Raw genomic sequence first — 23,538 nt, 5'->3', positions numbered from 1 at the left:
CCATGACGTCCGCGATCTTCATTCCCGAACTCGGCCACCTGGCCATGATCCTCGCGCTGTGCCTGGCACTGGTGCAGGCGGTGGTGCCGCTGCTCGGCGCCTGGCGCGGCGACCGTTTGTGGATGGGCCTGGCCCAGCCGGCGGCGTGGGGCCAGTTCGCATTCCTGGTGTTCGCCTTCGGTTGCCTGACCTACGCGTTCATGACCGACGACTTCTCCGTGGCCTACGTCGCGATGAACTCCAACAGCGCCTTGCCGTGGTATTACAAGTTCAGCGCCGTGTGGGGTGCCCACGAAGGTTCGCTGCTGCTGTGGGCCCTGATCCTCGGCGGCTGGACCTTTGCGGTGTCGGTGTTCTCCCGGCAGTTGCCGCAGGTCATGCTGGCCCGCGTGCTGGCGGTGATGGGCATGATCAGCACGGGCTTCCTGCTGTTCCTGATCATCACCTCCAACCCGTTCTCGCGGATCCTGCCGCAGGTGCCGGCCGACGGCCGCGACCTCAATCCGCTGCTGCAGGACATCGGCCTGATCGTTCACCCGCCGATGCTCTACATGGGCTATGTCGGCTTCTCGGTGGCCTTCGCCTTCGCCATCGCCGCGCTGCTCGGCGGCCGGCTCGATGCGGCGTGGGCACGCTGGTCGCGGCCGTGGACCATCGTCGCCTGGGCGTTCCTGGGCATCGGCATCACCCTCGGCTCGTGGTGGGCCTACTACGAGCTCGGCTGGGGCGGCTGGTGGTTCTGGGATCCGGTGGAAAACGCCTCGTTCATGCCGTGGCTGGTGGGCACGGCGCTGATCCACTCGCTGGCCGTCACCGAAAAGCGCGGCGTGTTCAAGAGCTGGACGGTGCTGTTGGCCATCGCCGCATTCTCCTTGAGCCTGCTCGGCACCTTCCTCGTGCGCTCCGGCGTGCTGACCTCGGTGCACGCGTTCGCCTCGGATCCGGAGCGCGGCGTGTTCATCCTGATGTTCCTGCTGTTCGTGGTCGGCGGTTCGCTGACGCTGTTCGCGCTGCGGGCGCCGGTGGTCAAGAGCCAGGTCGGCTTCAACCTGTGGTCGCGGGAGACCCTGCTGCTGGGCAACAACCTGATCCTGGTCGTGGCGGCCTCGATGATCCTGCTCGGCACCCTGTACCCGTTGGTGCTCGATGCGTTGAGCGGCGCCAAGCTGTCGGTCGGCCCGCCGTACTTCAATGCGCTGTTCATCCCGTTGATGGCGTTGCTGATGGTGGTGATGGCGGTCGGGGTGATCGTGCGCTGGAAGGACACGCCGGTGAAATGGCTGGCGGGCATGCTGTCCCCGGTGCTGCTGGGCAGCGTCGGCCTGGCGGTGGTGGCCGGCCTGGCCTACGGCGATTTCAACTGGGCGGTGCTGGCCACGTTCCTGCTCGCGGCCTGGGTGTTGCTGGCCAGCGTGCGCGACATTGTCGACAAGACCCGCCACAAGGGCCTGATCAAAGGCTTGCCGAGCCTGACCCGCAGTTATTGGGGCATGCACCTGGCGCACGTGGGCATCGCCGTCTGCGCCCTGGGCGTGGTGCTGTCGAGCCAGAACAGCGCCGAGCGCGACCTGCGCCTGGAGCCGGGCGAGTCGATGGAGCTGGCCGGCTACCGGTTCGTCTTCGAGGGCGCCAAGCATTTTGAAGGGCCGAACTTCACGTCCGACAAGGGCACCGTCCGCGTCCTGCGCGACGGCAAGGAAGTCAGCGTGCTGCATCCGGAGAAACGCCTGTACACCGTGCAGAGTTCGATGATGACCGAAGCCGGGATCGACGCCGGCTTCACCCGCGACCTCTATGTCGCCCTGGGCGAGCCGCTGGGCGACGGCGCCTGGGCGGTGCGGGTGCACGTCAAACCGTTCGTGCGCTGGATCTGGTTCGGCGGGCTGCTGACCGGCCTGGGCGGCGTGCTCGCGGCGCTGGACCGGCGCTACCGGGTCAAAGTCAAAAGCCGGGTGCGTGAAGCGCTGGGCATGGAAGGAGCCGCTGCATGAGACGTTGGTTGATGCTGGTGCCCCTGGCGGTGTTCCTGCTGGTGGCCGTTTTCCTTTACCGCGGCCTGTACCTGGACCCTGCGGAACTGCCGTCGGCGATGATCGGCAAGCCGTTCCCGGAGTTCTCCCTGCCGGCGGTGCAGGGCGACAAGACCCTGACCCGCGCCGACATCCTCGGCAAGCCGGCCCTGGTGAACGTCTGGGGCACCTGGTGCATTTCCTGCCGGGTCGAGCATCCGGTGCTGAACAAACTGGCCGAGCGCGGCGTGGTGATCTACGGCATCAACTACAAGGACACCAACGCCGACGCCCTGAAATGGCTGGCCGAGTTCCACAACCCGTACCGGCTCGACATCCGCGACGACGAAGGCTCCCTGGGCCTGAATCTCGGTGTGTACGGCGCCCCTGAAACCTTCTTCATCGACGCCAAGGGCATCATCCGCGACAAGTTCGTGGGGGTGATCGACGAGCAGGTCTGGCGGGAAAAACTGGCGGCCAAGTACCAGGCGCTGGTCGATGAGGCCACGCCATGAAGCGCTGGATCGCCGCCGCTGTCCTGGGCTTGAGCCTGGCCGGCGTGGCCCACGCGGCCATCGACACCTACCGGTTCGCTACGGACGCGGATCGCGAGCGCTTTCGCGAACTGACCAAGGAACTGCGTTGCCCCAAGTGCCAGAACCAGGACATCGCCGATTCCAACGCGCCGATCGCCGCCGACCTGCGCAAGGAGATCTTCCGCATGCTCGGCGAGGGCAAGGACAATCAGCAGATCATCGACTTCATGGTCGACCGCTACGGTGATTTCGTCCGCTACAAGCCGGCGCTCAACGCCAAGACCGCGCTGCTGTGGTTCGGCCCTGCCGGGCTGCTGCTCGGCGGCCTGGCGGTGATCGCCGTGATCGTGCGCCGCCGTCGCGGGCAACGCGCCGGGACGCCGTCCTCGCTGTCCGCCGAAGAGCGCCAGCGCCTCGACCAACTGTTGGATAAAAACCAAGAATGATTGATTTCTGGCTCGCCGCAGGGCTGTTGCTTCTGGTCGCCCTGAGTTTCCTGCTGATTCCCGTGCTGCGCGGTCGCCGTGCCCAGCGTGAGGAAGACCGCACCGCCCTGAACGTCGCGCTGTACCAGGAGCGCGTGGCCGAACTGCAGGCGCAGCAGGCTGAAGGCGTGCTTGACGCCGCGCAGATGGACAGCGGCCGCGCCGAAGCGGCCCGTGAACTGCTGGCCGACACCGAAGGCGTGGCGCCGGCGCAGGTTTCCCGCCTGGGCAAGCCGTTGCCGCTGCTGGCGGCGGTGCTGGTGCCGGTGCTGGGCCTGGGGCTGTACCTGCATTTCGGCGCCAGCGACAAGGTCGAGCTGACCCGGGAGTTCGCCCAGGCGCCGCAGTCGATGGAAGAGATGACCCGGCGCCTTGAGCGCACGGTGGAAGCGCAGCCGGACTCGGCCGAAGGCCTCTACTTCCTCGGCCGCACCTACATGGCCCAGGACCGGCCGGCGGACGCGGCGAAGATGTTCGAACGCACCGTCAACCTGGCCGGGCGCCAGCCGGAACTGCTGGGCCAATGGGCCCAGGCGCAGTATTTCGCCGACGGCAAGAAGTGGTCGGACAAGGTCAAGGCCCTGACCGACGAGGCGCTGAAGGCCGATCCGAAGGAAGTCACCAGCCTCGGCCTGCTGGGCATCGCCGCCTTCGAAGGCGAGCGTTACCAGGAAGCCATCGATTACTGGAACCGTCTGCTGGCGCAACTGCCGCCCCAGGACAAGTCCCGCGAGGCCCTGCAGGGCGGCATCGACCGCGCCACCGAGAAGCTGGTGGCCAGCGGCGGCAAGGTCGCCCAGGCCCCGGCGCCGAAGGCCGCCGCACGGCTCAAGGTCAGCGTGGCCCTGGCCAGCGAGCTCAAGGGCAAGGTGCAGCCGGGCGACAGCGTGTTCATCTTTGCCCGCGCCACTTCGGGGCCTCCGGCGCCGCTGGCGGCCAAGCGCCTGACCGTCGCGGACCTGCCGGTGACCGTCGAGCTGGGCGATGCCGACGCGATGATGCCGCAGTTGAAACTGTCGAACTTCCCTGAAGTCCAACTGGTTGCGCGCGTTTCCCGTGCCGGTCAACCGACGGCGGGAGAGTGGGTCGGCCGCAGCCAGCCATTGGCGAGCAGCACCACCGCGCCGCAGACATTGACCATCGACAGCCCGGACAAATAGGCCGGACAACTTCAGGAACGCACCGCCATGAACGCCCTTGCCCGAATCACCATCATCACGTTGGCCATAGGGCTCAGCGCCTGTGCGGTGCAGCAACCTGAACCGACGCGGCTGCCGCCGATCCCGCCGTCGCAGCCCGGTCCCAAACCGTCGACGCCGGCGACACCGGCCAAACCGGGCGTTCCCGCGAAACCTTCGAAACCGGTTCCGCGCACCTCCGCCAGCTTCGCCCCGCCGCCGGGCGGCAACAGCCATTGGGACCAGAAGCTGGGCGTCTACGTCCTCGACGACCAGCCAGACACCTTCTACCGACAACGCACCTACTACCGCTGGAACAACGGCTGGAGCCGCTCGATCAGCCCCAACGGCCCGTGGGAGGAGACCAACATCCACGGCGTGCCGGCGGGGCTGGGCAAACAGTACGGGCAGTGAATGCAAACGGCGATCCCCGGATCGCCGTTTTGCCGTCTGGCGGTTGTGCGGGGGGCTCAGAGCATCGCCCGAAAACGCCCGGCGAGGGCGAGCCACATCAGCAAGTCCCTCAATGGGGCCGGGTACAAAACACATGCATCGTATACAGCGGTGAAAGAGGAATGCCTCACTCGTATCCTGTCCTGTGAAGGTTTCAGCGTTCCGTCATCAGAGATTTCTGCACATGGTCAACGAATGCCCGTGCCTTGGCGCTGGCCATCCGGCCTGTCGGGAAGACCGCCCAGAGATCCTGGTCCGGCAGCGTCCAGTCCTTCAGAACCTCCACCGCCGCACCGCTGGCCAGTTCCGGCTCGAACATCCACCAGGAGGCGACGCTCAAGCCTTGATCGGCGAGGACGGCTGCGCGCAGGCCTTCGGCGGCGCTGACCCGCAGGCGTCCGCTCAGGGTGGCGGTCTGCTCTTCGCTGCCCTTTGAGAAGGTCCAGGTCGCGCCGCCGCTGCGGTTGTACACGGTGGCCTGGTGCTGCGCCAGATCGGCGGGGCAAGTGGGGATGCCGTGTCGGGCAAAGTAGGCCGGGGTTCCCAGCACGACCCGGCGGCAGGACGCGATCTTGCGTGCCGTCAGGCCGGAGTCGACGAGGTTGCCCATGCGCAGGGCGACGTCGATCCCTTCTTCCATGAGGTTGATGTTGCGGTCGTCCAGCACCAGATCGACGCCCAACTGCGGGTGCTGGTCGAGAAACCGCCCCAGGTGCGGCACCACGTTCATCCGGCCGAACGTCACGGCAGCGCTGACCCGCAGATTGCCGCTCAGGCCGCTGGCGCTGCCGCGGGCGGCGTTGTCGGCTTCGTCGGCCTCTTCCAGGGTGCGCTTGGCCCGCTCGAAATACGCCAATCCGGCCTCGGTGGGCGTCAGGCCCCGGGTCGAGCGCAGCAACAGGCGCACGGCGAGCCGGGCTTCAAGTTGTGCGATGGTTTTCGACACGGCGGGCTGGCCGATGTCCAGGCGCCTGGCCGCCGCGGAAAACGAGCCGGTTTCCACGACGCAGACGAAGGTTTCCATGGCGGCGAGACGGTCCATCTCAGATCCTCACGCAATGTGGAGTGTCGGGCGTTGGCGCAATCTAAGGCAGCGCGAACCTTTGGCTACGCGATGCTGCTGAACATCACGCCGTCGCCAACGCCGGCCTCTTCGCCACACTCAGGAACCGCACCAGCGCCAGGAGCGCAAACGCGCTGCCCACGATCACGATCCATAGCCAGCCGCCATGCTCGTACACCGTGCTGGCCACCGACGAGCCGAAGGCGCCGCCGATGAAGATGCTGGTCATGTACAGCGCATTGAGGCGGCCGCGGCTTTTGGCGTCCAGGGCGTAGACCGCCCGCTGGCCGAGCACCATGTTCATCTGCACGCAGAAGTCGAGCACCACGCCGGTGACGGCCAGGCCGATCACGCTGTAGGCCGGGTGGATGAAAGCGGGCAGGAAGCTCAGGACGGCGAACAGCATCGCCAGCAGCGAGGCGATGCGGGTGTGGCCGGCGTCGGCCAGACGACCGCTGATCGGGGCGGCGACGGCACCGATGGCCCCGACCAGGGCGAAGATCGCGATCTGGCTCTGGGACAGGCCGTGGTTGCGCGCCAGCTCCAGCGGCACGGCGGTCCAGAACAGGCTGAAGGCGGCGAACATGCAGCCCTGGTAGAACGCCCGCTGGCGCAGCACCGGCTGCTGGCGCAGCAGCGTCCAGAGCGAGCCGATCAACTGGCCGTAGGAGGCGCTGTGATCCGGCTGGCGCTTGGGCACGGTGAAGGCGAGGACAATGCTGATCGCCGCCATCAGCGCCGCGGCGATCATGAACATCGCGCGCCAGCCGAAGTGGTCGGCCACCACGCTCGACACGGGGCGCGCCAGCAGGATGCCCAGCAGCAGGCCGCCCATGATTGCGCCGACCACCCGGCCACGGGATTCCTCGGGCGTGAGGTGCGCGGCCAGCGGGATGAGGATCTGCACCGACACCGAGCTGAAGCCCACCAGCAGCGAAACCAGCAGGAACACGTTGGGTTGTTCGGTGAACGCCGCGCCGAGCAGGCTGGCGATGGCCACCACGGTGGTGGCGATCATCAGGCGGCGGTTCTCCAACAGGTCGCCCAGCGGCACCAGGAAGAACAGGCCCAGCGCGTAACCGATCTGGGTCAGCGAGACGATGAAGCTGGCCAGGGTGTCGGTCAGGCCGATGTCCGGTGCGATCAGGCCGATGATCGGCTGGGCGTAGTAGATGTTGGCAACGATGGCGCCGCAGCAGAAAGCGAACAGCAGCACCATGCCTCGGGTCATTGCGTGAGTTGTGGCGGTCATGGGGTTCTCAGGTCCGGCAAATGGGAGTGCGGTGAGGCTAAGGGACGCGGCGGGGCGGCGGTAGCGGCCCTGGATCGATATCAATTATTCCGTTGCGGAATAGGTGGCGTCCCGGAGGATGTCGTCCATCGGCGAACCTTGCGTCCGGCCGTTGAGGGTTGATGATACATTCACTTACATCTTGTTCGATAGCGTGCTTATGTTGTCGGTGGGTTTTCGAGTTCATGAAGGGAGGATCGCGATGTTTCGACAGTGGATTCGCTGCGGCGCAACCCTGGCCTTGATCGGCCTGTTCGGTGCCGGCGGCGCGCAGGCCGGCGAGGCGCCGGGCATGCGCATGGGCGTGCGCGGCGAGATCGCCGTCGTCAGCCCCGACACCTTGAAAGTCCACGCCAACGGCGGCGAGAACGTGGTGATCCAGCTGACCAAGGACACCCGGATCCGCGCCGTGACCCTGGCCAACATCGAGGACATCAAGCCCGGCAGCTACATCGGTTCGGCGGCCATTCCCCAGGAGGACGGCACGCTCAAGGCGCTGGAGGTGCATGTGTTCCCGCCGGAACTGGCCGGCAGCGGCGACGGCCACCGGCCGTTCGACCTGGCCAAGGGCAGCAGCATGACCAACGGCAGCGTCGGCGACCTGGTGGTGAGCAACGGCCGGGTGCTGACCGTCAACTACAAGGGCGGCCAGCAGAAGATCCTGGTGCCGGAGGACGTGCCCATCGTCAACCTGCTGCCGGGCGACCGCAGCCTGCTCAAGGTCGGGGTGAAGATCGTCACGTTCGTGACCCAGAGCGCGGACGGCACGCTGACGGCGCAGTCGATCTCGGCCGGCAAGGACGGCGTGACCCCGCCGATGTGACTCCCCCATGTAAAAAGGCGACCGCTTGGTCGCCTTTTTCATTGCCGCCGGGGCTTACTTGTTGGTGTAGATCTGATCGAAGATCCCGCCGTCGTTGAAGTGGGTCTTCTGCACGGTGCGCCAGTCCCCGAAGGTCTTCTCCACCGACAGGAAGTCGACTTTCGGGAAGCGGTCGGTGTACTTGGCCAGCACCGCCGGATCACGCGGACGCAGGTAGTTGGCGGCGGCGATCTCCTGGCCTTCCGGCGACCACAGGTACTTGAGGTAGGCCTCGGCGGCGGCGCGGGAGCCTTTCTTCTCGACCACCTTGTCGACCACCGACACCGGCGGCTCGGCTTCGGCGGACACGCTCGGGTAGATGACTTCGAACTGGTCGCGGCCGAACTCGCGGGCGATCATTTCCGCCTCGTTCTCGAAGGTCACCAGCACGTCGCCGATCTGGTTGGTCATGAACGTGGTGGTGGCGGCGCGGCCGCCGGTGTCCAGTACGGGGGCCTGCTTGAACAGCTTGCCGACGAAGTCCTTGGCCTTGTTCTCGTCGCCGCCGTTCTTGAGCACATAGCCCCAGGCCGACAGGTAGGTGTAGCGGCCGTTGCCCGAGGTCTTAGGGTTAGGCACGATCACTTGCACGCCGTCCTTGAGCAGGTCCGGCCAATCCTTCAGGGCTTTCGGGTTGCCTTTGCGCACGATGAACACGGTGGCGGAGGTGAACGGCGCGCTGTTGTTCGGCAGACGCGCGACCCAGTCGTTCGGCACCAGTTGGCCGTTGTCGGCCAGGGCGTTGATGTCGGTGGCCATGTTCATGGTGATGACATCGGCCGGCAGCCCGTCGATGACCGAGCGCGCCTGCTTGCTCGAACCGCCGAACGACATCTGCACGGTGATGTTTTCGTTGTGCTCGGCCTGCCAGTGCTTCTGGAACGCGGTGTTGTAGTCCTTGTAGAAATCGCGCATCACGTCGTAGGAAACGTTCAGCAGGGTCGGGGCGGCCTGGGCGGCGCCAGTGAAGGCGAGGGCGGCGGCGAGAAGTGAGGCGCCAAAGAGTTTTTTCACTGCGCATTCCTTGTTCTGGGGTGTGTTGCGGCCGGGGGCGGGCCATTTGCCAGCGACTATAGCGGCCTGCGCATAGTCGCTTAAAGATTAAAAAGCTCTTTGCTTATTCCATTTTCCTGTATAGCGCATTACCGCAACGGGAGCAGAACGACGCTTCCTGTTCATGGCTGTCCTTGGCGCACACCGGGCAATCGTGACGCTTTTGCCCGCCGCGCATGGCGGTGGCCAGTTCCGCCGTGAAGATCCCGGTGGGCACGGCGATGATCGAGTAACCGGTGATCATCACCATCGACGAGATCACCTGGCCCAACGGGGTCTTGGGCACGATGTCGCCGTAACCCACGGTGGTCAGGGTCACGATAGCCCAATAGATGCTTTTGGGGATGCTGGTGAAGCCGCGCTCGGGGCCTTCGACCACATACATCAGGGTGCCGAACACGGTGACCAGGGTGCAGACCGTGAGCAGGAACACCAGAATCTTCTGCTTGCTGCCGCGCAGGGCGTCGAGCAGGTAATGCGCCTGGCTCAGGTAGTTGCCCAGCTTCAGCACGCGGAAGATGCGCAGCATCCGGATCACCCGGATGATCAGCAGGTACTGCGCGTCGGCGTAGTACAGCGCGAGGATGCCGGGCACGATCGCCAGCAGGTCCACCAGCCCGTAGAAGCTGAAGGCATAGCGCAATGGCCTGGGCGAGCAGTACAGGCGCAGCAGGTACTCGCCCAGGAAAATGACCGTGAAGCCCCATTCGATGTACGCCAGCAGGCTGGCGTAGTTCTGGTGGACGTCGTCGATGCTGTCCAGGATCACCACCACCAGGCTGGCGAGGATGATCAGGAGCAGGGTCTTGTCGAAACGGCGGCCGGCCACCGTGTCGGTCTGGAAAATGATCACGTAGAGGCGGTCGCGCCACGTGGCGTTGCTGTTCATTCAAAGCGCTCGGGGAAAAGATCAGCGCAGCCTAGGTTGATTCTCCCCGCCAGCGCAAGACGCGGCGTTCGGTTCGGGTTCGCCCGCCAGGCGTGTGCCGGTGCGCAGCAGCCAGCAGGCGAGGATGAACGGCGCCGTGAGGGGCGCCAGCCCCAGCGCGCCGAACAGCGGCGTCGTCAGCAACGCCAGGCCGATGCCCGCCAGCGGCAGCCACGGTTGCCGGCGCTGGGCGCTGAAGGCAAGCGCGGCCAGCACGGCGTTGTAGCCGCCCAGGCCGAGCAGGGCAGCCTGGCTGTCATGCTGCAGCAGGCTGGCGCCCAGGCCGATGGCCGACGCCAGCAGCGCCCAGCCGAACGCACGGCGGTCGGCGAGCAACAGGCCGGCGGCGATCAAGGCGCCGGCCAGCGGATGGTCGAGGAACATCACCTGGCCGAAGCCGTTGAGCGCCGCGCCGATCAGGTTGACGGCGTTCGTTTCGGGGGCGGGCGCAGGCGCTGCCGGTTCGGCGAAGGTCAGGGCGATCCAGCCCAGCATCACGAACGGCGCGGTGTAGGCGGGCAGGCATTGCTTGAGGCTGACACGCTTGAGCCACTGCTGGGTGATCATCGCGCTCAGCCCGCCGGCCGCCAGGATCAGCGGCGGCAACATCGGCGACCAGGGAAAGTGCAGGCTCAGCAATAGGCCGATCAGCACGCCGTTGTAGCTGAACAGGCCGGCCTGGCGGTCCGCCTTGGCGTAGTTGCGGCGCTGGGCGGTGAGCAGGCCGGCGACGGCGCCGAGCAGGGCGCCGGCGAACAGCACCGGAGCGGTCAGCAGGATCGCCAGGAGGCACAGCAACCCGCAGAGCGGATGGCGCTGGAGGAAGATCTGGCTGAAGCCGTTGAGCAAGGCCTCGGCCCAGTCGGGGCAGTGGGTGTTGAAATGGTTGGCAGGCATGTCGGGAAATCTGGGCAGTATGAAAATCAAAAGGTCTTGCGCAGACCTGTGGCGAGGGAGCTTGCTCCCGTCGGGGCGCGGAGCGGCCCCGACACGGGTCGATGCGGTTCTTCTGCGAAAACCGTCATGTCCCCGAGGCGGCTGCTGTGCAGCCGTGCGGGAGCAAGCTCCCTCGCCACAGTCTTGTCACCACCGCAAAGGTGTTGTTCAGATCAACGTCTCGATCCGCAACGAGTTAGTCGATCCCGGTTGGCCAAACGGCACACCGGCGGTGATCAACAGCGTATCGCCCCGTTCGGCCATGCCTTGAGCCTGGGCGATCTCCAGGGCGGTGGAGCAGACCTCGTCGACCTGGCGCAGCCGGTCGTTGACCACCGAATGGATGCCCCAGGCGACGCTCAGGCGACGGGCCGCCTGCAGGTTCGGCGTCAGGTTGAGGATCGGCGCCTTGGGCCGCTCCCGCGCCGCACGCAGGCTGGAGGCGCCGGATTCGCTGTAGTTGACCAGCACCGCCACCGGCAGCACGTTGCTGATGCGGCGGATGGCGCAGCTGATCGCGTCGGACACCGTGGCCTCGGCCTTCGGCCGGCTGACGTCGAGCTGGGTCTGGTAGTCCGGGCCGTTCTCCACCTGGCGGATGATCTTGCTCATCATCTGCACGGCTTCGAGCGGGTATTCGCCGGAGGCGGTCTCCGCCGACAGCATCACCGCATCGGCGCCTTCGGCCACGGCGTTGGCCACGTCGGTGACTTCGGCGCGGGTCGGCGCCGGCGAGAAGCGCATCGATTCGAGCATCTGCGTGGCCACCACCACCGGTTTGCCGAGCTGGCGGCAGGTGCCGATGATGCTCTTCTGGATCTGCGGCACGCTCTCGGCCGGCACCTCCACGCCCAGGTCGCCGCGGGCCACCATGATCGCGTCGCTCAGCTCGGCGATTTCCCGCAGTTGCTGCACCGCAGACGGCTTTTCGATCTTTGCCATCAGGAACGCCTTGTCGCCGATCAGCGCCCGGGCTTCGCGGATGTCCTCGGGGCGCTGCACGAACGACAGCGCCACCCAGTCCACGCCCAGCTCCAGGCCGAAGCTCAGGTCGCGGCGGTCCTTGGCCGTCAGCGGGCTGAGGTCGAGCACCGCCTGCGGCACGTTCACCCCTTTGCGGTCCGACAGTTCGCCGCCGTTGAGCACGGTGGTGTCGATGGCGTCGCCATACTTGGTCACCACGCGCAGGCGCAGCTTGCCGTCATCGAGCAGCAGATCCATGCCCGCTTCCAGCGCGGCGATGATTTCCGGGTGGGGCAGGTTGACCCGGCGCTGGTCGCCCGGGGTGGCGTCCAGGTCCAGCCGGAACGCCTGGCCGCGGTGCAGTTGCACCTTGCCTTCGGCGAATTTGCCGACCCGTAGCTTCGGGCCTTGCAGGTCCATCAGGATGCCCAGCGGGTAGTTGAGCTGGCGCTCGACCTCGCGGATCCACTGGTAGCGCTTGGCATGGTCGGCGTGGTCGCCGTGGCTGAAGTTGAGGCGGAAGATGTTGACCCCGGCCTCGACCAGTTCGCGGATGTCTTCGATGCCGTCGACGGCGGGGCCCAGGGTGGCGAGGATTTTGACCTTTTTGTCAGGCGTCATGTTTGGGGCTCTCGAGGATCAGGATGGCACGGAAGTCGTTGACGTTGGTGCGGGTCGGCTCGGTGACGATCAGCGCATCGAGCGCCTCGAAGTAGCCGTAGCCGTTGTTGTCGTCCAGCTCGTCGCTGGCGCTCAGGCCCAGGGCGGCGGCACGGGCGTAGCTGTCCGGGGTCATGAGGGCGCCGGCGTTGTCTTCCGAACCGTCGATGCCGTCGGTGTCGCCGGCCAACGCGTAGACGCCGGGCTGGCCCTTGAGGCTGTCGGTCAGGCTCAGCAGGAACTCGGCGTTGCGTCCGCCGCGGCCGTTGCCGCGCACGGTGACGGTGGTCTCGCCGCCGGAGAGGATCACGCAGGGCGCCGCCAGCGGCTGGCCGTGCTGGATGATCTGGCGGGCGATGCCGGCGTGGACTTTCGCCACCTCGCGGGACTCGCCTTCCAGGTCGCCGAGGATCAGTGGGCTGAAACCGGCCTGCCGGCATTTCACCGCCGCCGCTTCCAGTGACTGCTGCGGCCGGGCGATCAGTTGGAAATGGCTGCGGGCCAGGCACGGGTCGCCGGGCTTGACCGTTTCCGATGCGGGGCTCTGCAGCCAGTTGCGCACCGAGGCCGGCACGTCGATGCCATAGCGCTTGAGGATGGCCAGGGCTTCGGCGGACGTGCTCGGATCGGCCACGGTGGGGCCGGAGGCGATCACGGTGGCCAGGTCGCCGGGCACGTCGGAGATCGCGTAGGTGTAGACGGTGGCCGGCCAGCAAGCCTTGCCGAGGCGGCCGCCCTTGATCGCCGAGAGGTGCTTGCGCACGCAGTTCATCTCGCCGATGGTGGCGCCGGACTTGAGCAGGGCCTTGTTGATCGCCTGCTTGTCGGCCAGGGTGATGCCTTCGGCGGGCAGGGCGAGCAGCGCGGAACCGCCGCCGGACAGCAGGAAAATCACCCGGTCGGCTTCGGTCAGGTCGCTGACCAGCGCCAGCACGCGCTGGGCCACGGCCAGGCCGGCGGCGTCCGGCACCGGGTGCGCGGCCTCGACCACTTCGATTTTTTCGCACGGGGCGCCGTGGCCGTAGCGGGTCACCACCAGGCCCGAGACCTCGCCCTGCCAGCAGCGTTCGACCACCTGGGCCATGGCGGCCGCGGCCTTGCCGGCGCCGATGACGATCACGCGGCCGGTGCGGTCGGCGGGCAGGTGCGCTTCGAGGACGTGTTGCGGATGGGCCGCGTCGATGGCTGTGGCAAACAGCTCGCGCAGCAGTTGTTGCGGATCGACCGACATGACGGGCTCCCGGAATTCTTGTTATTCGAAAGGGCGACTCAGTGCCCTGTGGGAGCTGGCTTGCCAGCGATTCAGGCGCAGCGGTCGGTCAGACACACCGCGCCGATCCCATCGCCAGCAGGCCGGCTCCTACAGGTTCAGGCAGGGATCACTTCTTGTCGCGGATCGAGAAGTTGGCCATGTGCTCCAGGCCCTTGATCAGCGCCGAGTGGTCCCAGTTGCTGCCGCCGATGGCCGCGCAGGTGCTGAACACTTGCTGGGCGTTGGCGGTGTTCGGCAGGTTGATCGACAGCTCCTTGGCGCCTTGCAGGGCCAGGTTCAGGTCCTTCTGGTGCAGGCTGATGCGGAAGCCCGGATCGAAGGTGCCCTTGATCATGCGCTCGCCGTGGACTTCCAGGATCCTGGAGGAGGCGAAGCCGCCCATCAGCGCTTCGCGCACCTTGGCCGGGTCGGCGCCGTTCTTGGCGGCGAACAGCAGCGCTTCGGCCACGGCCTGGATGTTCAGGGCCACAATGATCTGGTTGGCGACCTTGGCGGTCTGGCCGTCGCCGTTGCCGCCGACCAGGGTGATGTTCTTGCCCATGGCCTGGAACAGCGGCAGGGCGCGCTCGAACGCATCGCCTTCGCCGCCGACCATGATGCTCAGGGTCGCGGCCTTGGCGCCGACTTCGCCACCGGACACCGGTGCGTCGAGGTACTGCGCGCCTTTCTCGTTGATCTTCGCGGCGAAGGCCTTGGTGGCGGTCGGCGAGATCGAGCTCATGTCGATGACCACCTTGCCCTTGCCGATGCCGGCCGCGACGCCGTCGGCGCGCAACAGCACGTCCTCGACCTGCGGGGTGTCCGGCACCATGATGATGATGAATTCGGCTTCCTGGGCCACTTCCTTCGGGTTGGCCAGGGCGACGGCGCCTGCGGCCACCAGGTCGGCGGGTGCGGCGTCGTGGTGCGCCGACAGGAACAGGCTGTGACCGGCTTTCTGCAGGTTCGCCGCCATTGGGTGGCCCATGATGCCGGTGCCGATGAATCCGATTTTAGCCATGAGAAAATCCTCTTGTTTTTGTCTTGCTCAAGCGAAATAGGGACTTGCTTTTCTGTAGGAGCGAGCCTGCTCGCGATAGCGGTGTTTCAGGCAGCGCGGTTGTTGCATGTGCCGGCCTCATCGCGAGCAGGCTCGCTCCTACAGGGGAAATGCGTCAGATCGCGTTGTGGGTCTTGAGCCAGCCCAGGCCCGCTTCCGTGGTGGTCAGCGGCTTGTATTCGCAGCCGACCCAGCCCTGGTAGCCGATGCGGTCCAGGTGTTCGAACAGGAAGCGGTAGTTGATCTCGCCGGTGCCCGGCTCGTGGCGGCCGGGGTTGTCCGCCAGTTGCACATGGTTGATCTCGTCCAGGTGCGATTGCAGGGTGCGGGCCAGGTCGCCTTCCATGATCTGCATGTGGTAGATGTCGTACTGCAGGAACAGGTTGGCGCTGCCGACCTGCTCGCGGATCGACAGGGCCTGCGCGGTGTTGTTCAGGTAGAAGCCCGGGATGTCGCGGGTGTTGATCGCTTCCATCACCAGCTTGATGCCCGCCGCCTGCAGCTTGTCGGCCGCGTACTTGAGGTTGGCGACGAAGGTCTTTTCCACGGTGGCGTCGTCCACGCCCTGCGGGCGGATGCCGGCCAGGCAGTTGACCTGGGTGTTGCCCAGCACCTGGGCGTAGGCGATGGCCAGGTCGACCCCGGCGCGGAATTCCTCGACCCGGTCCGGCAGGCACGCGATGCCGCGCTCGCCTTTGGCCCAGTCGCCGGCCGGCAGGTTGAACAGCACTTGGGTCAGGCCGTTGGCGTCGAGCCTGGCTTTGATGTCGGCCGAGCTGAAATCATAGGGGAACAGGTATTCGACGCCGCTGAAGCCGGCCTTGGCGGCGGCATCGAAACGGGCAAGGAAATCCTGTTCGGTGAACAGCATGGACAGGTTGGCTGCGAAACGCGGCATGGTGGTCTCCCTTAAGTATGTGCAGGTTCCCTGTGGGAGCCAGCCTGCTGGCGATAGCGATGGCCCGGACAACATCCATGTCGGATGTGCCGGCCTCATCGCGAGCAGGCTCGCTCCTACCGGGAAAGCGGTCAATCGAGCAGCGAGATCGCCGTCGGCGCATCGTTGCCGACCAGCGCCAGGTCTTCGAATTCGTTGACGGCGTTGATCTCGGTCCCCATGGAGATGTTGGTCACACGCTCCAGGATGACCTCGACGATCACCGGCACCTTGAACTCCTCGATCAACTGTTCGGCCTGGCGCAGGGCAGGGGCGATGCCGGCCGGTTCGAACACGCGCAGGGCCTTGCAGCCGAGGCCTTCGGCGACCGCGACGTGGTCGACGCCGTAACCGTTGAGCTCCGGCGAGTTCAGGTTATCGAAGGACAGCTGCACGCAATAGTCCATATCGAACCCGCGCTGGGCCTGACGGATCAGCCCCAGGTACGAGTTGTTCACCACGACGTGGATGTAAGGCAGTTTGAACTGAGCGCCGACCGCCAGCTCCTCGATCATGAACTGGAAGTCATAGTCCCCCGACAGGGCCACGACTTTACGGTTCGGATCGGCCTTCACCACGCCCAGCGCCGCCGGGATGGTCCAGCCCAACGGGCCGGCCTGGCCGCAGTTGATCCAGTGCCGCGGCTTGTAGACGTGCAGGAACTGCGCGCCGGCGATCTGCGACAGGCCGATGGTGCTGACGTAGCAGGTGTCCTTGCCGAACACCTGGTTCATTTCCTCGTAAACGCGCTGCGGCTTGACCGGCACGTTGTCGAAGTGGGTCTTGCGCTGCAGGCTGGCCTTGCGCTGCTGGCAATCTTGCAGCCAGGCGCTGCGGTTCTTCAGCTTGCCGGCGGCTTGCCACTCGCGGGCGACTTCGATGAACACGGTCAGCGCGCTGGCGGCGTCGGAGACGATGCCCAGGTCCGGGGTGAACACGCGGCCGATCTGGGTCGGCTCGATGTCGACGTGGATGAATTTGCGGCCTTCGGTGTAGACGTCCACCGAACCGGTGTGGCGGTTGGCCCAGCGGTTGCCGATGCCCAGCACCGCGTCGGACTTGAGCATCGTCGCGTTGCCGTAACGGTGCGAGGTCTGCAGGCCGACCATGCCCACCATCAGCGGGTGGTCGTCCGGGATGGTGCCCCAGCCCATCAGGGTCGGGATCACCGGAATGCCGGTCAGCTCGGCGAACTCCACCAGCAGTTCGCTGGCGTCGGCGTTGATGATGCCGCCGCCGGCCACCAGCAACGGACGCTCGGCCTGGTCGAGCAGGGCCAGCGCCTTCTCGGCCTGCACGCGGGTGGCGCTCGGCTTGAGCAGCGGCAGCGGCTGATAGGCGTCGATGTCGAATTCGATTTCGGCCATCTGCACATCGAACGGCAGGTCGATCAGCACCGGGCCCGGACGGCCGGAGCGCATTTCGTAGAAGGCCTTCTGGAACGCGTAAGGCACCTGGCCCGGCTCCAGGACCGTGGTCGCCCACTTGGTCACCGGCTTGACGATGCTGGTGATGTCGACGGCCTGGAAGTCTTCCTTGTGCAGGCGGGCGCGGGGCGCTTGCCCGGTGATGCAGAGGATCGGGATCGAGTCGGCGGAGGCGCTGTACAGGCCGGTGACCATGTCGGTGCCGGCGGGGCCGGAGGTGCCGATGCACACGCCGATGTTGCCGGCCTTGGTGCGGGTGTAGCCCTCGGCCATGTGCGAGGCGCCCTCGACGTGGCGGGCGAGGACGTGATCGATGCCGCCGACCTTCTGCAGGGCGGAATACAACGGGTTGATCGCAGCGCCCGGAATGCCAAAAGCGGTATCGACCCCTTCGCGGCGCATCACCAGAACGGCGGCTTCGATTGCTCTCATTTTGCTCATGGTTTTGTGCCTCTTTACGTTTTGTAATTGTATACAAGTGGCTTTGCGCAGAGTGTATTCACGGCGAGCGATACAGGTCAATCCATTTTCTCAAGCACCCGTTTCATTCGTCGGAAGCCACTTCTGCTGTGGCTTTTCGTCGCATGTGGCGATTTTCGAGAATTATTGTATACAAATAAATTATTCATTGTGTTCTATTTGTGGCATCGGGCTGCGGCACAAGCGCGCAGCCCAACGGCTTTCCCAATAACAAAATGAGGACGGCACCATGAGCGCTTTAACCTTGAAAACCGCAGTCAATCTGGTCAACGAAGCCATCGGCGCAGGGCGGGCGATCTCCGCCGCGCCGCTGACTGTCGCGGTGCTCGACGCCGGCGGGCATCTGGTCACCCTGCAGCGTGAGGACGGCGCAAGCCTGCTGCGTCCGGACATCGCCATCGGCAAGGCCTGGGGCGCCATCGCCCTGGGCAAGGGGTCGCGCCTGCTGGCGCTCGACGCCCAGCAGCGCCCGGCCTTCATCGCCGCGCTCAACAGCATGGGGCAGGGCAGCGTGGTGCCCGCGCCGGGCGGCGTGCTGATCCGCGATCAGGCCGGCAACGTGCTGGGCGCGATCGGCATCAGCGGCGATTTGTCGGATGTGGACGAGCAGGTGGCGATCAAGGCCGTCGAGGCGCTGGACCTGCGGGCGGATGCGGGAGTAGCCTCCTGATCGACGGTGTCTGATCGACCGTCATCACCGACAAGCCGGCTCCCGCAAGTTTTGTGTCGCTCACGAACCTGTGGGAGCTGGCTTGCCAGCGATGGCGACCTCATTGACACATCCAGACAAAAGACGGCCCTGCAAGTCGGGTCGCCAAGATCTAGCCTTCCGAGGAATCCACCATGAAGGGGCAATGGATTGCCGGATCTTCCAGCTTCACATCGTCTGCGAACGGGCCGCTATGCCGAGCCCAACCGCATCTACCTGCTGACCGCCAACACACTTGACCGCGAGCCCGTCTTTGCCGATGTCGCCTTGGGCAGACTGGTGGTTCAGCAGTTTCGCCGGGCACAAACGATCGGGATGGCGAGTTCTCTGGCATGGGTCGTCATGCCTGATCACTTTCATTGGCTGGTGGAGCTGGAAAACTGTTCGCTCAGAAGGCTGATGCGGGAAACCAAGTCATTGGCTACCCGGGAGGTGAATCTTTCCAGCGGCAGAAATGGATCACTTTGGCAGCAGGGCTTTCACGACCGGGCACTGAGACGGGAGGACGATCTTGTGAAGATGGCGCGGTATGTCGTCGCCAACCCGTTGCGGGCAAGGTTGGTGGAGAGCCTTGGCGACTATCCGCTGTGGGATGCCATTTGGGTTTGAGCTGAAACCGGTTTGCCTCTATCGCTGGCAAGCCAGCTCCCACAGGATTTGTGTCACTCGCAGGATCTGGGTTCAACACTGGGATCTGTGGGAGCTGGCTTGCCAGCGATGCGGCCGCCGCGCGCTGTCAGTCCGGCTCGCACCCCTTGAGCACCAGCCGGATGATCGTCTGCGCCGCCGCTTCATAGTCGGCTTCGTCGAGCTTGTCCTTGCCGGTCACGGCGGAGATCTGCCAGTCGAAGTCGGCGTAGGTCTGGGTCGCGGCCCAGATGCTGAACATCAGGTGGTTGGGGTCGACCGGGGCGATCTGGCCGCGGTCGATCCAGGTCTGGATGCAGTCGATGTTGTGCCTGGCCTGGCCGTTGAGCTGCTCGACCAGGTCGGCGCTCAGGTGCGGGGCGCCGTGCATGATTTCGCTGGCGAACACCTTGGAGGCGAAGGGCAGGTCGCGGGAGATGCGGATCTTGGAGCGGATGTAGCCGCTGAGCACTTCGCTGGGCACGCCGTCCGGGTTGAACGGGGTCGAGGCCTGGAGGATCGGCACGATGATGCTTTCGAGCACCTCGCGGTAGAGGTTTTCCTTGGACTTGAAGTAGTAGTAGACGTTGGGCTTGGGCAGTCCCGCCTTGGCGGCGATGTCGCTGGTTTTGGTCGCCGCGAAGCCCTTGTCGGCGAATTCCTCACTGGCGGCACGCAGGATCAGTTCTTTGTTGCGCTCGCGGATTGTGCTCATAAACCCGGTGGTTCCTTGCCTGTTCTGGCGGTTGCGCATGGTAGCACCGGCCTCGCGCGGCGCTCAACAATGCCCCGTGTGGCCTGCGGTCGCGTATGCTGCGCAGCATTATTCACAAAAGGAAACATGATTCATGGCAGGAAGCAGTCTGCTGGTGCTCATCGATGACATCGCCACCGTGCTGGACGATGTGGCGCTGATGAGCAAGATGGCCGCCAAGAAGACCGCCGGGGTGCTCGGCGACGATCTGGCACTCAATGCCCAGCAAGTCTCCGGCGTGCGGGCCGAGCGGGAAATCCCCGTGGTGTGGGCGGTGGCCAAGGGCTCGTTCGTCAACAAGCTGATCCTGGTGCCGTCGGCGCTGGCGATCAGTGCGTTCGTGCCGTGGCTGGTGACGCCGCTGCTGATGGTCGGCGGCGCGTACCTGTGTTTCGAGGGTTTCGAGAAGCTGGCGCACAAGTTCCTGCACAGCGAGGCCGAGGACGAAGCCGGGCACGCGCAGTTGGCGGAGGCCGTGGCCAACCCGGCAACCGACCTGGTGGCCTACGAGAAGGACAAGATCAAGGGCGCGATCCGCACCGACTTCATCCTCTCGGCGGAAATCATCGCCATCACCCTCGGCACCGTCGCCGACGCCTCGCTGACCCAGCAGGTGATCGTGATGTCGGGCATCGCCGTGGTCATGACCGTGGGCGTATACGGCCTGGTGGCCGGCATCGTCAAGCTCGACGACCTGGGCCTGTGGCTGACCCGCAAGCCTGCGCAGATGGCCAAGACCGTCGGCAACGGCATCCTGCGTGCGGCGCCGTACATGATGAAAGGCCTGTCGGTGATCGGCACGGCGGCGATGTTCCTGGTCGGCGGCGGCATCCTGACCCACGGCGTGCCGGCGGTGCATCACTGGATCGAAAGCGTGGGCGCGGCGGCCGGCGGCGCCGGGTTCGCGGTGCCGCTGCTGTTGAACGGCGCGGCGGGGATCGTCGCGGGCGCGGTGGTGCTGGCGGCGGTTTCGGTGGTCGGCAAGCTCTGGCGGGCGATCAAGGGCTGATCGCCTGACCTCTGTGGGGGGCCGGTCTGCCGGCGATGGCGGTGTGTTAGCCCGGGCCTGGGCGAATGACATGGCCTCATCGCCAGCAGGCTGGCTGCTACAGGGTTGAGTGACATGAAAAAGGGCCATCCGATGCGAGTCGGATGGCCCTTTTTCGTTGCCGCCGACGTTACTCGGCGATCTGCAGCTTGCGCGATTCGGTGTACACGTAGCGCACCTTCTCGTACTCGAACGGCGAGTTCATCTGGCCGTAGCGGAAGCGGGTCTGGTAGCGCTTGTCGACGGCGCGCAACGCCCAGATTTCCGGATGGTTTTCGCTGACCTGGGAGACGTTGAGGAAGTTGATCGCCGACTCCGCGCTGAAGTCCACGGCCAGGCCGGCGGTGTCGCGCAGGTTCGACGGGCCCAGGATCGGCAGCACGAAGTAGGCGCCGCCCGGCACACCGTAGAAGCCCAGGGTCTGGCCGAAGTCTTCGCTCTGGCGCTGCAGGCCCATGGCGGTGGCCGGATCCCACAGGCCGGCGATGCCGATGGTGGTGTTGAGCAGCAGGCGGGCGGTGATCTCCATCGAGCGCTTGCCCTTGAACTGCAGCAGGCTGTTCATCAGGTTCGGCACGTCGCCCAGGTTGTTGAAGAAGTTGCTGACGCCGGTGCGCACAAAGCCCGGCGTGATGTAGCGGTAACCGTCGACCACCGGCAGGAACACCCATTGGTCGAAGCGGTAGTTGAAGTGGTAGACCCGGCGGTTCCATTCCTCCAGCGGGTCGTAGACGTTCAGCGCGCTGAGCGTCGAGCGCTCGAACTCGCGCTGGTCCAGGCCTGGGTTGAACTTGAGTTTCGACAGCGGCTCCTTGAAGCCGTCGCTGTCGACCACCACCGGTGCGTTGGCCTTGCTGTTGTCGGCCTGGGCCATGCCTGCGCAGAGGAGCGCTGCGGTCAGCAGAAGATATTTAGCCACGGAAGAACTCCAGCATGGCGTCGCTGTTGACGCGGTAGTTAAGGTTGCCGCAATGGCCGCCCAGCGGGTAAACGGTCAGGCGGTCGCCGAAGGTTCTGCGCAGGAACCCGAGGTCGCCGGGGCCGAGGATCACGTCGTCGGCGTTGTGCATCACGGCGATTTTCGGGCTGTCGTGCAGGTAGTCCTTGAGCGCGTACAGGCTGACCTGGTCGATCAGTTGCAGCACGCTGCCGCCGTCGGTGCGGGCCCGCCACATCGGGATCACCTGTTCGGTGATGTAGCAGTCGAAGTCGCATTGCAGCGCACGCTTGAGGAACGGCGTCAGGCTGGTGCCTTCGGTGATGGGGAACTTGGGCGGAGTGATCAGGCCGCGACGGTTGATCAGGTCCGAGGTGAACGCGATGTCCGCCGCCGAGAAGCGGAACGAGGTGCCGATCAGCATCGCCATCTGCTCGTTGCTCAAGTGCTGCTTGGACTGCTGGAAGTCGTAGAGCAGGGCGTCGTTGAGGTCGATGTAGCCCTTCTGCTGGAAGTAGCGGGTCAGCTTGCCCAGCACCAGCTCATAGAACGTGGTGCTGTTGTTGATGCCCTTGACCTCGGTCTGCACCAGTTTGTCGAGGTTGGTCACCGAGGTGTAGAGGTTGACCGGCGGGTTGAGCAGCAAGACTTTCTTGAAGTTGAAGCTGCGCCGGGTTTCGTCCAGGTGGGCGACGAAGGCGGCGTCCAGCGCGCCGAGGCTGTAGCCGCTCAGATAGTAGTCGGTGACCGGCACTTTCGGGTTCTGCGCCCGCACGGCCTGCATCACCCGGTACATGTCTTCGGCGTCTTCCTTGGTCACGCCGGGGGTGGCGAAGCGCGAGGCGGCGCTCATGAAATCGAAGCTGGTCGGCGACGACAACTGCACCACGTGGTAACCGGCCTTGTAGTAAAGCTTCTTGAGGTACTCGTTGAGGGTGCTGTCGTAGCGCGCGCCGGTGCCGGCGATCAGGAAGATCAGCGGCGCGGCCTTGTCCTGGGTGGCGATGCGGTAGGTGAGTTTCTTCACCGGCCAGAAGTTGTCCGGCAGGATGAACTCGCGTTCGGGGCGCAGGGTGACACTGCGGTCGGACTGGCGGATGTCGTCGTCCGACGGCAGGTCCGGGCGCAGGTCCGGCGGGGTGGTGGCGATGGTCGCTTCGAACGGGTTGGTCAAGGGGTAGCCATAGCTGGCGGCGTCGATGTCCGCCGCCGGCGCGGACGCACTCAGGATAAGGCCGCCTAACAGGGCGGCGAAGCGCAAGGAACGGAGCATGACTGGATCCCTTAAAAGGAAGGTGCCGAATGAGGTTCGCAGGCTATGACCACTGGATTTGCGTCAAAGTGCCACGCTCTGCGACCAAGCGGACGGAATTCGGGGTAATGGTAGCCGGACGATACACGCCGGGCCGACGGGAAGGCCAGTTAAGTGTTGTTAGCCCTTGCATAAGATGGCCGGCGGATTAAGCTGGCCGCCGGTTTTTTGTTGATTGGAGTGTTCCATGTCCCGCCGCCTGCCGGTGCTGTCGCTGCTCGTTCTGCTGCCGTTGTGGTTCGCCGCCAGTTATGCCGCGCGTTACGGCTTCATGGAGGACGGGCAATGGGTCGGCATCTGTGCCGACGAGGCGGGCCGTTGGGAATGCCAGGTGCGCTCGAACCTGGGCCTGATGATTCACTTCAAGGCGTTGGGCTGGGCGGCCGTCGCGGCGGCGCTGGCCGGGTTCGTCCTGCCGGGGCGGGCAGGGTGGTGGCTGGCGGTGCTGGCGCTGGCGTTCGGGCTGCCGGCGCTGGCGCTGTACAACACGACGCTGGCGGTGTTCGCGGTGGTGATCGCCGGGCTGCGGCTGGTCCGGGAGCCCCGCAGCGCCTGAAGTGTCCCGCCAGCAGGCTAGC

Annotated in this window: 23 protein-coding genes and 1 pseudogene; 10 read left to right on the top strand and 14 right to left on the bottom strand. The window is 65.6% G+C overall.

Going from position 1 to position 23,538, the window contains the following annotated elements:
- The first annotated feature begins 2 nt into the window (after positions 1 to 2).
- From KVG96_RS16780 to KVG96_RS16760, 5 genes are read left to right on the top strand one after another with little or no spacing between them, the layout of a single operon-like run.
- Complete coding sequence (locus tag KVG96_RS16780; RefSeq protein WP_217893111.1) at positions 3 to 1,991, top strand: heme lyase CcmF/NrfE family subunit; 1,989 nt, start codon at positions 3 to 5, stop codon at positions 1,989 to 1,991.
- Entirely contained in the window at positions 1,988 to 2,524 is a 537-nt protein-coding gene (locus KVG96_RS16775) for a DsbE family thiol:disulfide interchange protein (RefSeq protein ID WP_085577777.1), read from the top strand. Before KVG96_RS16780 ends, KVG96_RS16775 begins: the two co-directional genes overlap by 4 nt.
- Positions 2,521 to 2,991, top strand: coding sequence for a cytochrome c-type biogenesis protein (locus tag KVG96_RS16770; RefSeq protein WP_217893110.1), 471 nt, complete (start codon positions 2,521 to 2,523; stop codon positions 2,989 to 2,991). The genes KVG96_RS16775 and KVG96_RS16770 overlap by 4 nt, the downstream gene beginning before the upstream one ends.
- Entirely contained in the window at positions 2,988 to 4,190 is a 1,203-nt protein-coding gene (gene ccmI / locus KVG96_RS16765) for a c-type cytochrome biogenesis protein CcmI (protein WP_217893109.1), read from the top strand. Before KVG96_RS16770 ends, ccmI begins: the two co-directional genes overlap by 4 nt.
- A 27-nt stretch (positions 4,191 to 4,217) precedes the next feature.
- On the top strand, positions 4,218 to 4,622 hold the full coding sequence (locus KVG96_RS16760; RefSeq protein WP_217893108.1) for a hypothetical protein: 405 nt from the start codon (positions 4,218 to 4,220) through the stop codon (positions 4,620 to 4,622).
- Between the two features lie 65 nt (positions 4,623 to 4,687).
- Here the strand turns inward: KVG96_RS16760 and KVG96_RS27705 are convergent.
- From KVG96_RS27705 to KVG96_RS16745, 3 genes and pseudogenes are all read right to left on the bottom strand, one after another.
- Positions 4,688 to 4,792 (bottom strand): annotated as a pseudogene (locus KVG96_RS27705) (PIN domain-containing protein); the annotation flags it as partial.
- Positions 4,793 to 4,815: 23 nt separating this feature from the next.
- A complete protein-coding gene (locus tag KVG96_RS16750) occupies positions 4,816 to 5,703 on the bottom strand; it encodes a LysR family transcriptional regulator (protein WP_217893107.1) in 888 nt (295 codons plus the stop codon).
- An 85-nt stretch (positions 5,704 to 5,788) separates the two neighbouring features.
- On the bottom strand, positions 5,789 to 6,976 hold the full coding sequence (locus KVG96_RS16745; RefSeq protein WP_217893106.1) for an MFS transporter: 1,188 nt from the start codon (positions 6,974 to 6,976) through the stop codon (positions 5,789 to 5,791).
- Positions 6,977 to 7,217: 241 nt separating this feature from the next.
- Between KVG96_RS16745 and KVG96_RS16740 the strand changes: the two genes are divergently transcribed.
- Entirely contained in the window at positions 7,218 to 7,838 is a 621-nt protein-coding gene (locus KVG96_RS16740; RefSeq protein ID WP_217893105.1) for a DUF5666 domain-containing protein, read from the top strand.
- Between the two features lie 54 nt (positions 7,839 to 7,892).
- On the opposite strand, the gene KVG96_RS16735 is transcribed toward KVG96_RS16740, so the two are convergent.
- The 8 genes from KVG96_RS16735 to gcl all read right to left on the bottom strand — a co-directional run bounded on the left by KVG96_RS16735 (position 7,893) and on the right by gcl (position 17,534).
- The gene (locus tag KVG96_RS16735) at positions 7,893 to 8,891 is read right to left on the bottom strand and encodes a sulfate ABC transporter substrate-binding protein (protein ID WP_217893104.1); all 999 of its coding nucleotides are present in this window, start codon (positions 8,889 to 8,891) and stop codon (positions 7,893 to 7,895) included.
- 103 nt (positions 8,892 to 8,994) lie between these two features.
- Complete coding sequence (locus tag KVG96_RS16730; RefSeq protein WP_217893103.1) at positions 8,995 to 9,819, bottom strand: ion transporter; 825 nt, start codon at positions 9,817 to 9,819, stop codon at positions 8,995 to 8,997.
- A 21-nt stretch (positions 9,820 to 9,840) separates the two neighbouring features.
- Positions 9,841 to 10,755: an urea transporter gene (locus tag KVG96_RS16725; RefSeq protein ID WP_217893102.1), complete on the bottom strand. Its 915-nt coding sequence runs from the start codon at positions 10,753 to 10,755 to the stop codon at positions 9,841 to 9,843.
- 207 nt (positions 10,756 to 10,962) lie between these two features.
- Positions 10,963 to 12,378 (bottom strand): pyruvate kinase, encoded by a 1,416-nt coding sequence (gene pyk / locus KVG96_RS16720; protein ID WP_217893101.1) that lies wholly within the window; start codon positions 12,376 to 12,378, stop codon positions 10,963 to 10,965.
- Positions 12,368 to 13,648, bottom strand: coding sequence for a glycerate kinase type-2 family protein (locus KVG96_RS16715; RefSeq protein WP_217893100.1), 1,281 nt, complete (start codon positions 13,646 to 13,648; stop codon positions 12,368 to 12,370). The genes pyk and KVG96_RS16715 overlap by 11 nt, the downstream gene beginning before the upstream one ends.
- 148 nt (positions 13,649 to 13,796) lie before the next feature.
- The gene (locus tag KVG96_RS16710) at positions 13,797 to 14,690 is read right to left on the bottom strand and encodes a 2-hydroxy-3-oxopropionate reductase (protein ID WP_217893099.1); all 894 of its coding nucleotides are present in this window, start codon (positions 14,688 to 14,690) and stop codon (positions 13,797 to 13,799) included.
- A 154-nt stretch (positions 14,691 to 14,844) separates the two neighbouring features.
- Complete coding sequence (gene hyi, locus KVG96_RS16705) at positions 14,845 to 15,627, bottom strand: hydroxypyruvate isomerase (RefSeq protein ID WP_217893098.1); 783 nt, start codon at positions 15,625 to 15,627, stop codon at positions 14,845 to 14,847.
- Between the two features lie 131 nt (positions 15,628 to 15,758).
- Positions 15,759 to 17,534 carry a glyoxylate carboligase gene (gene gcl, locus KVG96_RS16700; protein ID WP_217893097.1) on the bottom strand — a complete coding sequence of 592 codons (1,776 nt, stop codon included), beginning with the start codon at positions 17,532 to 17,534 and terminating at the stop codon, positions 15,759 to 15,761.
- Between the two features lie 268 nt (positions 17,535 to 17,802).
- Here gcl and KVG96_RS16695 point away from each other — a divergent pair, with 268 nt between their 5' ends.
- Positions 17,803 to 18,243: a GlcG/HbpS family heme-binding protein gene (locus tag KVG96_RS16695; protein ID WP_217893096.1), complete on the top strand. Its 441-nt coding sequence runs from the start codon at positions 17,803 to 17,805 to the stop codon at positions 18,241 to 18,243.
- 189 nt (positions 18,244 to 18,432) lie between these two features.
- Positions 18,433 to 18,891: an REP-associated tyrosine transposase gene (locus KVG96_RS16690; protein WP_217893095.1), complete on the top strand. Its 459-nt coding sequence runs from the start codon at positions 18,433 to 18,435 to the stop codon at positions 18,889 to 18,891.
- A gap of 127 nt (positions 18,892 to 19,018) precedes the next feature.
- Here the strand turns inward: KVG96_RS16690 and KVG96_RS16685 are convergent, their stop codons facing one another.
- Complete coding sequence (locus KVG96_RS16685; RefSeq protein WP_217893094.1) at positions 19,019 to 19,624, bottom strand: TetR/AcrR family transcriptional regulator; 606 nt, start codon at positions 19,622 to 19,624, stop codon at positions 19,019 to 19,021.
- A gap of 133 nt (positions 19,625 to 19,757) precedes the next feature.
- Here KVG96_RS16685 and KVG96_RS16680 point away from each other — a divergent pair, with 133 nt between their 5' ends.
- Positions 19,758 to 20,672, top strand: a complete 915-nt coding sequence (locus KVG96_RS16680; RefSeq protein ID WP_217893093.1) for a DUF808 domain-containing protein — start codon at positions 19,758 to 19,760, stop codon at positions 20,670 to 20,672.
- A 169-nt stretch (positions 20,673 to 20,841) separates the two neighbouring features.
- On the opposite strand, the gene KVG96_RS16675 is transcribed toward KVG96_RS16680, so the two are convergent.
- Complete coding sequence (locus KVG96_RS16675; protein ID WP_085577754.1) at positions 20,842 to 21,630, bottom strand: MlaA family lipoprotein; 789 nt, start codon at positions 21,628 to 21,630, stop codon at positions 20,842 to 20,844.
- Positions 21,623 to 22,921, bottom strand: a complete 1,299-nt coding sequence (locus KVG96_RS16670; protein WP_217893092.1) for a serine/threonine protein kinase — start codon at positions 22,919 to 22,921, stop codon at positions 21,623 to 21,625. Before KVG96_RS16670 ends, KVG96_RS16675 begins: the two co-directional genes overlap by 8 nt.
- Positions 22,922 to 23,147: 226 nt before the next feature.
- On the opposite strand from KVG96_RS16670, the gene KVG96_RS16665 reads away from it, so the two are divergent.
- Entirely contained in the window at positions 23,148 to 23,516 is a 369-nt protein-coding gene (locus tag KVG96_RS16665) for a hypothetical protein (RefSeq protein WP_217893091.1), read from the top strand.
- Positions 23,517 to 23,538: the final 22 nt, after the last annotated feature.

It is taken from the genome of Pseudomonas ekonensis (genome assembly GCF_019145435.1).
In the GTDB taxonomy this organism is placed as follows: domain Bacteria; phylum Pseudomonadota; class Gammaproteobacteria; order Pseudomonadales; family Pseudomonadaceae; genus Aquipseudomonas; species Aquipseudomonas ekonensis.
The sequence above is the reverse complement of the archived record's forward strand: the minus strand, read 5'-3'. Positions and strand labels throughout refer to the sequence as shown.

Bases quoted from the DNA above. Each gene is read 5' to 3' on its own strand.
- KVG96_RS16780 (WP_217893111.1), top strand. From the start codon at position 3: ATGACGTCCGCGATCTTCATTCCCGAACTCGGCCACCTGGCCATGATC.
- KVG96_RS16775 (WP_085577777.1), top strand. From the start codon at position 1,988: ATGAGACGTTGGTTGATGCTGGTGCCCCTGGCGGTGTTCCTGCTGGTG.
- KVG96_RS16770 (WP_217893110.1), top strand. From the start codon at position 2,521: ATGAAGCGCTGGATCGCCGCCGCTGTCCTGGGCTTGAGCCTGGCCGGC.
- ccmI (WP_217893109.1), top strand. From the start codon at position 2,988: ATGATTGATTTCTGGCTCGCCGCAGGGCTGTTGCTTCTGGTCGCCCTG.
- KVG96_RS16760 (WP_217893108.1), top strand. From the start codon at position 4,218: ATGAACGCCCTTGCCCGAATCACCATCATCACGTTGGCCATAGGGCTC.
- KVG96_RS16750 (WP_217893107.1), bottom strand. From the start codon at position 5,703: ATGGACCGTCTCGCCGCCATGGAAACCTTCGTCTGCGTCGTGGAAACC.
- KVG96_RS16745 (WP_217893106.1), bottom strand. From the start codon at position 6,976: ATGACCGCCACAACTCACGCAATGACCCGAGGCATGGTGCTGCTGTTC.
- KVG96_RS16740 (WP_217893105.1), top strand. From the start codon at position 7,218: ATGTTTCGACAGTGGATTCGCTGCGGCGCAACCCTGGCCTTGATCGGC.
- KVG96_RS16730 (WP_217893103.1), bottom strand. From the start codon at position 9,819: ATGAACAGCAACGCCACGTGGCGCGACCGCCTCTACGTGATCATTTTC.
- KVG96_RS16725 (WP_217893102.1), bottom strand. From the start codon at position 10,755: ATGCCTGCCAACCATTTCAACACCCACTGCCCCGACTGGGCCGAGGCC.
- pyk (WP_217893101.1), bottom strand. From the start codon at position 12,378: ATGACGCCTGACAAAAAGGTCAAAATCCTCGCCACCCTGGGCCCCGCC.
- KVG96_RS16715 (WP_217893100.1), bottom strand. From the start codon at position 13,648: ATGTCGGTCGATCCGCAACAACTGCTGCGCGAGCTGTTTGCCACAGCC.
- KVG96_RS16710 (WP_217893099.1), bottom strand. From the start codon at position 14,690: ATGGCTAAAATCGGATTCATCGGCACCGGCATCATGGGCCACCCAATG.
- hyi (WP_217893098.1), bottom strand. From the start codon at position 15,627: ATGCCGCGTTTCGCAGCCAACCTGTCCATGCTGTTCACCGAACAGGAT.
- gcl (WP_217893097.1), bottom strand. From the start codon at position 17,534: ATGAGCAAAATGAGAGCAATCGAAGCCGCCGTTCTGGTGATGCGCCGC.
- KVG96_RS16695 (WP_217893096.1), top strand. From the start codon at position 17,803: ATGAGCGCTTTAACCTTGAAAACCGCAGTCAATCTGGTCAACGAAGCC.
- KVG96_RS16685 (WP_217893094.1), bottom strand. From the start codon at position 19,624: ATGAGCACAATCCGCGAGCGCAACAAAGAACTGATCCTGCGTGCCGCC.
- KVG96_RS16680 (WP_217893093.1), top strand. From the start codon at position 19,758: ATGGCAGGAAGCAGTCTGCTGGTGCTCATCGATGACATCGCCACCGTG.
- KVG96_RS16670 (WP_217893092.1), bottom strand. From the start codon at position 22,921: ATGCTCCGTTCCTTGCGCTTCGCCGCCCTGTTAGGCGGCCTTATCCTG.
- KVG96_RS16665 (WP_217893091.1), top strand. From the start codon at position 23,148: ATGTCCCGCCGCCTGCCGGTGCTGTCGCTGCTCGTTCTGCTGCCGTTG.